The 10,966-nt window shown below is 50.1% G+C and carries 10 protein-coding genes and 1 pseudogene; 9 read left to right on the plus strand and 2 right to left on the minus strand.

Going from position 1 to position 10,966, the window contains the following annotated elements; all coding sequences use genetic code 11:
- The first annotated feature begins 45 nt into the window (after positions 1 to 45).
- From HOM51_13680 to HOM51_13705, 6 genes are all read left to right on the plus strand, one after another.
- Positions 46 to 921, plus strand: coding sequence for an ABC transporter permease (locus HOM51_13680; GenBank protein MBT5035559.1), 876 nt, complete (start codon positions 46 to 48; stop codon positions 919 to 921).
- Positions 914 to 1,897 carry an ABC transporter ATP-binding protein gene (locus HOM51_13685; GenBank protein ID MBT5035560.1) on the plus strand — a complete coding sequence of 328 codons (984 nt, stop codon included), beginning with the start codon at positions 914 to 916 and terminating at the stop codon, positions 1,895 to 1,897. Before HOM51_13680 ends, HOM51_13685 begins: the two co-directional genes overlap by 8 nt.
- A complete protein-coding gene (locus HOM51_13690) occupies positions 1,878 to 2,861 on the plus strand; it encodes an ABC transporter ATP-binding protein (protein ID MBT5035561.1) in 984 nt (327 codons plus the stop codon). Before HOM51_13685 ends, HOM51_13690 begins: the two co-directional genes overlap by 20 nt.
- A gap of 19 nt (positions 2,862 to 2,880) precedes the next feature.
- On the plus strand, positions 2,881 to 3,831 hold the full coding sequence (locus HOM51_13695) for an ABC transporter permease (protein MBT5035562.1): 951 nt from the start codon (positions 2,881 to 2,883) through the stop codon (positions 3,829 to 3,831).
- Between the two features lie 106 nt (positions 3,832 to 3,937).
- Positions 3,938 to 5,488: an ABC transporter substrate-binding protein gene (locus tag HOM51_13700; GenBank protein MBT5035563.1), complete on the plus strand. Its 1,551-nt coding sequence runs from the start codon at positions 3,938 to 3,940 to the stop codon at positions 5,486 to 5,488.
- 138 nt (positions 5,489 to 5,626) lie between these two features.
- Positions 5,627 to 6,226, plus strand: coding sequence for a carboxymuconolactone decarboxylase family protein (locus HOM51_13705; protein MBT5035564.1), 600 nt, complete (start codon positions 5,627 to 5,629; stop codon positions 6,224 to 6,226).
- Here HOM51_13705 and HOM51_13710 read toward each other — a convergent pair.
- On the minus strand, positions 6,215 to 6,946 hold the full coding sequence (locus tag HOM51_13710) for a GntR family transcriptional regulator (protein ID MBT5035565.1): 732 nt from the start codon (positions 6,944 to 6,946) through the stop codon (positions 6,215 to 6,217). The two genes, HOM51_13705 and HOM51_13710, sit on opposite strands and share 12 nt — an antisense overlap.
- A 197-nt stretch (positions 6,947 to 7,143) precedes the next feature.
- Between HOM51_13710 and HOM51_13715 the strand changes: the two genes are divergently transcribed.
- The 3 genes and pseudogenes from HOM51_13715 (at position 7,144) to HOM51_13725 (ending at position 10,228) form a co-directional block, all read left to right on the plus strand.
- A complete protein-coding gene (locus tag HOM51_13715; protein MBT5035566.1) occupies positions 7,144 to 7,935 on the plus strand; it encodes an enoyl-CoA hydratase/isomerase family protein in 792 nt (263 codons plus the stop codon).
- A pseudogene (locus tag HOM51_13720) lies at positions 7,936 to 8,836 on the plus strand (hydroxymethylglutaryl-CoA lyase).
- A gap of 678 nt (positions 8,837 to 9,514) precedes the next feature.
- Positions 9,515 to 10,228, plus strand: a complete 714-nt coding sequence (locus HOM51_13725) for a J domain-containing protein (GenBank protein ID MBT5035567.1) — start codon at positions 9,515 to 9,517, stop codon at positions 10,226 to 10,228.
- Between the two features lie 79 nt (positions 10,229 to 10,307).
- On the opposite strand, the gene HOM51_13730 is transcribed toward HOM51_13725, so the two are convergent.
- A partial coding sequence (locus HOM51_13730; GenBank protein MBT5035568.1) for a Bax inhibitor-1/YccA family protein occupies positions 10,308 to 10,966 on the minus strand: 659 nt, incomplete at its 5' end.

Consider the following 10,966-nt stretch of genomic DNA (forward strand, 5'->3'; position numbering starts at 1 on the left):
ATGGCCGGCGATTTAAGATCAACGAGCGCAATTTCTGCCAACAGCATGAACTTTTCATGGCTGTCGCCAGCGTTGCGCGGGCTGGTCGTTCGGTTTTCAGAAAACAGAATGGCGGCCGCCGGGCTTATCTTCGTAACGATTGTTGCAATCGTTGCCGCCCTGGCACCCATCATCGCGCCTTATGACCCAGACGAAATCAATCTCAAAGAACGTCTGGTTGAATTGTCATGGGCGCATCCGTTTGGCACGGATAGTTTCGGTCGTGATCTTTTATCACGGGTTATCTACGGTGCCAGAATATCCGTCATCGCCGGGTTGGGATCGGTTAGCGCCGCATTGGTGATGGGCGTGTTCGTTGGTGCCGTCGCTGGATACGCGGGACGGGTCTGGGATAATTCCATCATGCGGGTCATGGATGCCATTATGGCATTCCCCGGTATATTGTTGGCCATCGCTTTGGTCAGTGTTTTGGGCGCGTCGCTGACCAATGTCTGCATTGCGCTGGCGATCCGGTACACACCGCATTTCGCCAGAATTGTTCGGGGTTCCGTGCTTGCCGAACGGGAAAAAGAATATGTCGAGGCGGCACGGGTTCAAGGGGAATCAAATTTTCGGATTTTGTTCCGGCAGATTTTACCAAATTGCATGGCGCCAATTTTGGTTCAGTGCACGTTGGATTTTGCCCAGGCAATTATTTCAGAATCTTCATTGAGCTTTCTGGGCCTTGGTGTGCCACCACCAACACCCAGCTGGGGAAATATTCTCCACGCTGCCAAAGGCGCGATGGAATTCTATCCTTGGGGTGCGATTTTCCCGGGCCTCGCCATTTGCTTTACGGTTCTTGGCTTAAACATGCTGGGTGACGGACTGCGGGACGTCTTGGACCCACGGCTGAGTGAGGAGCACGCATCCAATGAATAACGTGCTCCTAGATGTTCGAGACTTAGAGACCAAATTTTTCCTCAGAAAAGGTATTCTCACCGCCGTCGATAAAGCGTCCTTCAAACTGCATGAGAAAGAGACACTTGGGATTGTCGGGGAAAGCGGGTCGGGAAAAAGCGTGCTGGCTCTTTCCCTGATGCAGTTGATTGCCGCGCCGCCCGGAAAAATCACCCAAGGAGAGGTTGTTTTTAAGGGCGAAGACCTGCTGAAAAAAACCCAACGCGAGATGTATTCCTATCGCGGCCTTAGAATGTCGATGATTTTTCAAGAACCTATGGCGGCCTTAAATCCAGCCTATACCATCGGTGATCAAATAGCGGAATGCTATCAAATCCACGAAGGTCTCAGTAAGAAGCATGCCTACGCTAAATCGGTGGACATGCTTGATAAAGTCGGCATTCCCAATCCGACGGAACGGGTCAAAAGCTATCCCCACGAACTCAGCGGCGGACAACGCCAGCGGGTAATAATTGCGATTGCGCTGGCATGTGATCCAGACCTGCTGATCGCGGATGAGCCGACGACGGCACTGGATGTGACGATCCAAGCACAAATTCTCGATCTCCTGCGCGAACTTATAAAAGGTCTGGGCAAAGCACTGATTTTCATCACTCACGACCTTGGCGTTGCGGCGGTCCTCTGTGATCGGATTGCGGTGATGTATGCCGGTAATATTGTTGAGCTTGCCGACCGGAACACGATCTTTGAGAACCCACAGCACCCTTATACCCAAGGATTGTTACGCGCCCTGCCGCGTCGCGGTCAGAAGCGCCATGATCTGGACCCGATCCCAGGAACCGTTTGCGATCTTATGAACCCACCTAAGGGCTGTAACTTTGCACCCCGATGCGAACATGCAATTCAGCGATGCCATGAAGAAGACCCAATTTTAAGAACGACAGAAGGGCGTCAAATAGCCTGTCATCTTTACGACAATGAGAATGATCATGCGTGAAGAAATTTTAAAAGTTGAAGACCTGACCAAGCACTTCGGGATGAGTTCGTTCTTTTCGTTCAAGCGCGGGGCGGAAGACGTTCTTAAGGCCGTCGACGGCATTAATTTCTCGATTAACAAGGGCGAAGCCTTTGGTCTGGTCGGCGAAAGCGGCAGCGGCAAGTCAACGACGGCACGCCTAATCACACGATTGATCGACGCGACCGGGGGCCGGATCAGCTTTAGTGGCCAAGAAATTCTAGAGATGTCGCAGGCGACGTTCCAATCAGTACGCCGCCGCATTCAGATGGTCTTTCAAGATCCGTACATGTCCCTTAATCCACGCATGCGGGTTCGTGACACATTGGGTAATCCGCTTCGTCTACAAAAGATCGTCCCGAAAAATGAGATCAACGACCGGGTCGATGAGTTGATTGAGTTGGTTGGCCTAAAGCCAGAACAGCGCGACCGTTATCCCCACGAATTCAGCGGCGGGCAGCGTCAACGCATCAGCATCGCCCGCGCCATGGCCTTGGAACCCGACCTGATTATCGCGGATGAGGCAGTGTCCGCCTTGGACGTTTCGGTGCAGGCGCAAGTTCTAAACCTGTTTCGAAAACTCCAAGATACCAAACAACTGGCCTACCTGTTCATTGCCCATGATCTAAGTGTTGTCGAACATTTTTGTGAACGGGTGGCGGTCATGTATGGCGGGAAAATTGTTGAGATGGGTCAGGTCGATGATCTCTTCAACAACCCGTTGCACCCTTACACCGAAGCCTTGATTTCGGCGATACCGGAGCCCGACCCGAACCTTGAATTCAACCCCAGCCTGCTCAAGGGCGATATGGTGAATTTAATTAATCGACAGGCGGGCTGTGTATTCGTTGGCCGATGCCCTGTGGCGACAAGCACCTGCTCTGAGATCGAACCAACTCTTGAGGCAAAGGAGGGTCTTCGCTCGGTCGCGTGTCATTTGCGCTAGCGGACATAAAAATAAAATGTTGCTGAAGTATATTCTCAACCGCCTCCTGATGCTGATCCCGACGCTGCTTCTTGTGTCGGTGTTTGTGTTCCTTTTGCTGCATCTCATTCCGGGTGACCCGATTGATTACATCATGGCCAGCGATGACAGCATTGATGCGAGTATGCGTGAGGTCTTGGAAAAAGAGATGGGGTTGGATAAGCCGCTGCATCTTCAATACCTCGGTTGGATGGGCGATATTCTGCGAGGCGACTTTGGCGAATCAATCCATTACCAACAGTCGAACATTAAAATCATATTGGAACGCTTTCCGCCAACCATTTTGCTGACGCTGGGGGCGACGCTGGTTTCGGTTTTGATTGCGATCCCAGCCGGAGTCCTGGCGGCGATTAAAAGGAATACCGTGGCGGACTATTCTGCCATGTCGTTCGCGCTTCTGGGGATGTCCATTCCAAACTTCTGGCTGGGGATTATGTTGATCCTCACCTTCGCTTTGTTTTTCCCGATCCTGCCCGCATCAGGCTATGTGTTTTCCTGGAGCGATCCCTTGAAGACGCTGTGGTATCTGGTTCTCCCGTCCGTAACGTTGGGCACGGGCATGGCGGCCATCGTTGCCAGAATGACCCGGTCCGAAATGCTGGAAGAACTGGGCAAAGAATATGTGCGCACCGCGCGCGCCAAGGGCGTGCCGGAGCGCACGGTGATTTTCAAACATACGCTAAGGAATGCTTTGAACCCGGTGATCACGGTTATCGGAATTCAGTTCGGAAATTTGTTAGGTGGCACCGTCGTTGTCGAATATGTGTTCGCCTATCCAGGTGTCGGTAGCCTGGTGGTCGATGCGGTGTACAGCCGCGACTACCCCCTCGTTCAAGCGCTCATTCTAATATTTGCGCTTATCTTCGTCGGCGTGAATTTCATCGTCGACATTCTCTACAAGTACTCAAACCCAAGGATCACACTGGAATAAAAAACGACGAAAACAAGGCCGACGTATCGGACAAAAATAACTGCAAAAAAATGCAGAGTTAAACAAACGAACTTATGGAAGCTAAACAAATAGGAGGTAAGAAGTCATGATTAAGAAAGTACTTATATCGACGGCAGCCATTTTGGCATGTGCCAATTTGGCTTTCACAAGCGAGGCTGAGGCGCAGCAATACGGTGGCTCAGTTACGATGGGGATGTATGGTGATCTGTACACTCCAGATTTACACCGGACGTTAGGAAATCCCACCGCGCAATTCGGCGGTTTGGTTGCCGAAAGCTTGGTGACCTACAGCAAGACCTGCGACATCGTGCCAAGCTTGGCGAAATCCTGGGACGTTGGTCCCGGTGCCAAGTCATACACGTTCCATTTACGTAAAGGTGTGAAGTTCCATAACGGCAAAGAACTAACCGCCGAAATCGTTAAGGCGAACATGGACCACTTCAAGGCCAAGGAAACAAAATCCCCGCGGCGGAAAACGTACAAGTCGGTCAAGAAAATCGAAGTGATCGACAAATACACGCTCAAGCTTTCGCTGAAAAAAGGTGACTACGGTTTCTTGGTGAAAATTCGACCGACGTTGTTCTTCATCACCCACCCTGACAGCTTTGAAGCCAAGCCGCCGCATCCGATTGGCACAGGTCCTTTCAAGTTTGTCGAGTGGAAGCCTAAGCAATATGCGAAGGTTACGAAGTTCGGCAACTATTGGAAAAAAGCGCCGAACGGCGACAAGCTGCCGTACATTGATAATGTTACCCTCAGGCCTATCCCCGACGCGACGGTACGCTATACAGCTCTTCGCGCTGGGGACGTTGATTGGGTATGGGCACTTCCGCCTGAGGTCGTGCCGAACCTGCTTAAAAAGGCTCCTAAGGGACTCCAAACAAGCATCCGAAGTGGCGCACGTTGGTTCTACGTGAATATGAATAATATTGCCGGACCGACCAAAGACATTAAGGTGCGTCGCGCACTTGCTTATGCCTTGAACAAACAGGAACTGATGGATGCCATCACCTGGGGATTATCCAAGGCAGGCGTTCAACCTTACTATCCTGGATCAACCTGGAACCACCCCGGTGTTAAGGAACCGTATCCGCAAGACCTCGCAAAGTCGCGGGCGCTGCTGAAGGAAGCAGGGTACCCGGACGGTGTCACGGTGAATGCGATTGTTCCTAACCAATCGATCCTCTTGAACCTTGCCACCGTGGTACAGGCGCAGCTCAAGAAAGTCGGGATCAAGGTAAACATCAAGTCGATGGATAAATCGGCGCATCACAAACGCCGCATCAAACAGAAGTTTGATATCAGCATTGGTCATCTGGCATATGCACCCGACCCGGCATCCACCTATGACCGGTTCTTCTATTCCAAGGCGAAGTTCAATTTTGGTAAGTACATCAATAAGGACTTCGATAAGCTTTTGGATAAAGCCCGCGGCATTACGGATCATAAGGCACGCAAAGCAGAATATCGCAAAGTGCTCGCCGTGTTGCACAGGGACGTCCCGATTGCATTCCTGGGCTATCTGCCAATCGCGCAGGCCAGTCGGTCACGCCTACAAGGTATGAAGACCAACTGCCGTGGAGATATCATCGCCAATGACAAAGGTGGTATTTCAAAAGCCTGGATACAAAAGTAAAGTACGACGACACGATTGAATTGGGTGGGAATTTATAACCCCTCCAATGAAACTAAAAACGGACCGAACACCATAGGAATAGTTCTCCATGGGTTCGGTCCGAATTTTCTCTGCCCGCCGTTATGCTGAGAGGAAGACATGACCAAATTTGATAATTTTGCCGCCCGTGATCCCTTAGTTCCCGCTCTAGATCTAGAGGACTTCGGTCCCGAGTTTAAGGGGTATGCAGAGTCTGCTGCCAAACAGCGGGGGATGTTGTCTCATAGCGTTAGGGCGATGGCACATGCCGATGAAATGGCAATCAAAGCGCGTGGGTTTTTGTCGGCAGCGGCGAATGGCGGTTCGTTGGACCCGGAACTGACAATCCTCATTCGGCTTTTGGTTTCAAACCTAAATTCTTGCGTTTATTGCGCTACCCACCAGATCAAAAAAATTACTAAAATGGGTGTTTCGGTAGAGAAGATCGATAACATTAATGCCTTCATGACTCATCCCGTGTTTAGCAATGATGAACGTGCCGCCCTCGAATTCTCGGCAGCCTTGACCCAGGATTCAGCCAATATTCCTGACGATGTTTGTGAGCGATTTACATCGGCCTACAATCCACAGCAGCGCGTAGAAATTACATTTGTTGCCGCTGGAATGGGAATGCTTAATCGTTTCAATGATGGATTGCGTCTTCCGATTGATGACGACTTTACAGATTTGGCCCGCAGTATCTCTGAGTCACTTCTCTAGTTCCACAATCCTAAATGGGTTTTCTAGAAGTCGAAGCTTCGTATTAAGAACAGCCTCTGCCGACAATAGGTAGTGCTCCGCCAATGCCTTGGCCGACGCCTCCACATCGCCCTCGATACAGGCATCTATAAGATCACGGTGCCGGTTTATTGTTTCTCGGTTCCGGCGTGGGCGCGTGGTCCGCGTCGAACTTATTTTTATTCTGTACCGGCGGGATTGGTCGTAAAGCTGTTCGCAGTATCTAATCAACCATTCCGAACCACAGCCTGATACCAGTTCCATGTGAAAATCGCGATGCAATTCGCCCCAAGACGTATTCGATAAAAAATTTTCATCTTTTATTGTCTTCGAATTTTTCTGCAACCGATGAAAGGCAACGAGAATTCGTTCCTCCCATCCTTCCGGGTCATTACAAAGGGTTTGCCGAAGCGCAGTTTCTTCTAGCCAAAGACGGGTATTTGTAAGCGCCAATAAATCCAGTTCGCTGATTTCCGAGACATAGAACCCCCGCTGTTCGCGCTTTAAGACGAGACCATCGGCACAGGCCCGATTGAGTGCTTCGCGAAGGGGGCTCGAACCGAGTTCATAAGTATCGCACAACTCAGCGATCCGGAGCTTTCTTCCTGGCTCTAATGTACCATCTATTATATCCGCACGAATTCGCGAATAAGCAGATAAGGCCAAAGTTTGCGATGAATTTTCACTGTCGATTTTATTCATAGATTAAAAATATACAGATTTTCCGTAAAAATACACAATTTGTAGAATTTATATATTCTTCGCAGCAGTATGCAACAGCGTTCTCTTTGCACTCTGGCACTTTGCATGCCGGATTCTACGCTTTAATATCGAATTTCATGAACGCCCATTCCAGATACTAAATTTGGTATCTTCCACATGTAACGGAAGCCACGGTATTGAGCGATACAATTGTAAAAATTGAGATAGATCAACGAGGTGTCGCCTGCATCACCTTGAATCGTCCCGAGGTTCACAACGCCTTTAACCCGGAGATGATCGACGTTCTTCACGGTATTTTACGTGATGTTGCCCAAGACGACTCGATCAGGGTTGTTTTACTTACTGGTGCTGGAAAATCTTTTTCCGCAGGCGCTGATCTCAATTGGATGCGCCAATCAGCCGATTATGATCGCGACAGGAACATCAGCGATGCCGGTAAATTGAGCGCGCTTTTGGAGGCCTTGGCGACCTTGGCGAAACCGACGATTGCGCTTGTCCGGGGGGCGGCAATCGCCGGTGGAACAGGGCTGGTAGCGTGTTGCGATATCGCACTTGCAGAACAGAGCGCTAAATTCGGAGTATCTGAAGTCCGCATCGGTCTGATCCCGGCAACAATTTCGCCCTACGTGATCGATAAAATCGGTGCCCCTCAGGCGCGGCGCTATTTTTTAACCGGAGAACGGTTTGGCGCGGAAGAGGCCCAGAAAATTGGTCTGGTTCACGAGGTCGTGGCAGACGAGGACGCGCTAAACGCAATGTCGGAGCGACTGATTGACGAGATACTTAAGGGCGCACCAAAGGCAATTGCAGAAGCAAAACAGGTTATCGCTGCCGTTGCGGGTACGAATAATTCGCCGGAGATGCGAGCAACATTGACGGCGAAACTTGCTGATATCAGAGCGCGCCCGGAAGCCATCGAAGGGGTCTCTTCATTCTTAGAGAAAAGGCCGCCAAGTTGGAGCAAATAAATGAAGGCGCCCTCCGACATAACAATATTTGAGGTCGGCCCCCGAGATGGATTGCAAAATGAATCCAAGGGTTTGGCCGTCGAGGTTAAGGCGGAACTAATCGACCGACTGTCAAATTGTGGCCTGTCGTTTATTGAAGCAGGAAGTTTTGTCTCGCCTAAATATATTCCGCAGATGGCAAATAGCGAAGATGTTCTGGCACGAATTGAGCGCAACAAAAACACTACCTACGCGGCTCTTGTGCCAAACCTTAGGGTTTGAGCGCGCGCTTTCCGCGAAATCAGATATCGTCGCTATTTTTACGGCGGCCTCTGAGGCCTTCGCCCAAAAAAATACCAACTGTTCGATTGGTGAAAATTTTGTTCGGTTTGGTCCTGTGCTTGAGCGCGCGAAAGAATTAAACATTCCCGTGCGCGGTTATGTTTCGTGCGTGATGGGCTGTCCTTATCAAGGCGAAGTGCCAGTTACAGACGTTGCCGAAGTCGCTGAGCGCCTGCTGAAGATGGGGTGTTATGAAGTGAGTTTGGGAGACACGATTGGCGTTGGCGATCCCCTAAGAACAAAATTATTAATTAACGCCGTAGCGGATCTAATTCCCATCGATAAAATTGCCGTTCATTTCCACGACACGTATGGCCAGGCGCTTGCAAATATTCTTCGGGCGATCGACTTGGGGGTGACAACAATTGACAGTGCCGTCGGTGGTCTCGGCGGATGTCCTTATGCAGACGGGGCGTCGGGCAATGTCGCAACTGAGGATGTGGTCTATATGCTTGATGGAATGTCTCTTTCGACGGGAATTGACCTAAACAAAGTGGTCGAAACGGCGTGGTGGATTTCAGGGAAATTAAACAAACAACCGAGCTCGAGAGTTGCTCATGCAATGGGTGCGGGGAAATGATAGCGGCTCAGGTAGAAGCAATGTCGATATCTATGCGAAATAAACAAAGGGTGATTGGTATCTCCCGTTGTAGCGAACGGATAACATCTATTGAGCGTGGATAAGTCCTTAATCGGAATGATGAGAGGTCGAATTGGGGCTGAGAATGAATTGGGTCACGGCCCCACATTTTGGGTCGAATTCCCTCATGCAGATGGATAAGACCGGGAATATTGAATATAGGCGGCGATGCAATTCGTTCATTCAAAAGCGTCTTAATTAGTTGAGAACCTAGTTTCGAAACGCGTTCAGTACGGAAATTATGGCTTCGGGTAGCCCCATTGATGCATTTATTAGATACCGAATCGGTATCGGATAATTGCTCATTTTTACCATTATTTTGTCTGATCGATCGTTAGAATATTACCTATCAACGCTTAGAGTCGTAGGTAAAGAGTTCTCTGTTAAATACAAAAATCATTAAATATCAATGTATTAAAATATACTTTCAGCCTCTTAATCTTACGTCAACGAAGGGCTTCACAAAAAAACTACTTTCGTAGTTGACTGAAAGGCTGAATCCCTTAAATTCTCCGATTAATGATATAAGGCGGTTTAAGTCAGCGGCTTCTTTGCCTCTGCCGTCGTAGTTTAGTTTCGGCATACGATTATTTTAGGCAAAGGGTTCCAGGACTTTTCATGAACGGCAAAAATCGAAAACATTCCTACACCGTCACCTGCTCAAGCACATTTAGGGACGCCGTGTTGGCGTTGGCGGAGCGACGAAAGGTCAACGTTGCCGACATGACTCGATCGGTTGTTTTGGTGGTGCCAGAAGAAATCATCTCGGCATTTGCTGATCCAGGCGAACCCAGCAGGGACGATCGCGAAACCGTAACAATTAAGTCGGGTGCTGCAGAAGGAAGGTTGTGGCGGCGCAAACCCCGGTTGCAGGTTCGTATGTCACCTGGGCTCGACGTGACCTTGGTCCGAAAAGCGCTAGGGCTCGCGCTGGCTTTTGAAAGTGGCGAAATGCGGATCAATGTCGATAGCGGAAAGAGCGAAGATGAGGCGAATGCTCTCGACGTTGCTGGGTCTGAAGTAGGGCTTGATGAAGCCACAGATGCCGGGCCACCTGACGACGAATTTATGGATGCAGATGATGAATTGGAACGGCTTCGCGCCCTTGTCTCGGTTTTGTCGTTCGACCCCCTGGCCCAAGGTATTACGTCGCGGGAAGATGCGATGCATGTTCTGGGCTTCCCGCCCGGACCGGCACCCAATTCAAGCACGCTTCGCAATCGTTTTAGGATGCTGGCGACCATTCATCACCCGGACAGCCCCTACGGCAACCACAAACGAATGAGCCAACTCAACGCGGCGATGGACCATCTCAGGAGTGGTCGGCCTTAAACTTCCCCGAAAATTGCACAAAGAAAAACCGCTCGGAAGCCGAAGCTGCCGAGCGGTTTGTTTCGAATGGACTCAAAAGCTATTCGCGATTGCCAAACAGATGCAGCAACATGAGAAACATGTTGATGAAATCCAGATACAGTGACAACGCGCCCATAATTGCCTTCTTGCCGTAGACCTCACTGTCATCAAGTTCGCTATACATCAGCTTGATTCTTTGCGTGTCATAGGCCGTAAGCCCAGCAAAGACGAGGACGCCAACAACGGAAATCATCCATTGCATGGCGGAGCTTTGCAGGAAGATGTTGACCAAGCTGGCAATCACGATACCGATCAGGCCCATAATCAAGAACGAACCAAAGCCTGAGAGGTCTTTCTTTGTGGTGTAGCCATAAAGGCTCAAGCCAGCAAAAGCACCTGCTGTGATAAAGAAGACCCGCGCAACACTCTCACCGGTGTAGGCCAAGAAAATAGAGGACAAAGACAGCCCCATAACAGCAGCAAATGCCCAGAACACTGCCTGTGCAGTGGCCGCACTCATTTTGTTGATGCCAAAGCTCAAGGCCAGGATGAAAGCAAACGGTGCCAACATTACAACCAAGCTCAGACCAGAGCCGAAAATCATCTCGATCGCAGCTGGGGATGATGCAACAGCACCGGCGACAATGCCCGTCAGCAGCACGCCGGATGCCATGTAGTTATAGACCTGCAGCATATACTTCCGCAGGCCAGCATCGA

The organism is Rhodospirillaceae bacterium, assembly GCA_018660465.1.
Classification (GTDB): domain Bacteria; phylum Pseudomonadota; class Alphaproteobacteria; order Rhodospirillales; family JABJKH01; genus JABJKH01.